Origin of the sequence: Janthinobacterium sp. UMAB-60, from assembly GCF_900095235.1 — a bacterium.
GTDB lineage: Bacteria > Pseudomonadota > Gammaproteobacteria > Burkholderiales > Burkholderiaceae_D > Janthinobacterium.
Genome location: NZ_LT607549.1, coordinates 1 through 208, shown reverse-complemented (window position 1 = coordinate 208; position 208 = coordinate 1). Strand labels below are relative to the sequence as shown.

The window sequence follows — 208 nt, the reverse complement described above, 5'->3', positions numbered from 1 at the left end:
AACGACGACGCCATCGTGGATATCTTGCGCGGGCAGATACGCCTGCGCGAGGAAATAGCCACGCTGCTGGTAATAGCTGGCAATCTTGCTGGCCATGGCGCGCAGCTCGCCCAGGGTCAGCTCGCTACCGGGCACGAAACCCGTGGCGGCGAGCAGTTCGCTCTCGGCAAAGACGGGCGGCGCCGTCACCTGCAGGCGCTGCACCGTG

General features: G+C 65.9%; 1 protein-coding gene. It reads right to left on the bottom strand.

The features are described 5' to 3' along the window. A partial coding sequence (locus K0F86_RS27255) for a POTRA domain-containing protein (RefSeq protein WP_306823233.1) occupies positions 1-208 on the bottom strand: 208 nt, incomplete at both ends.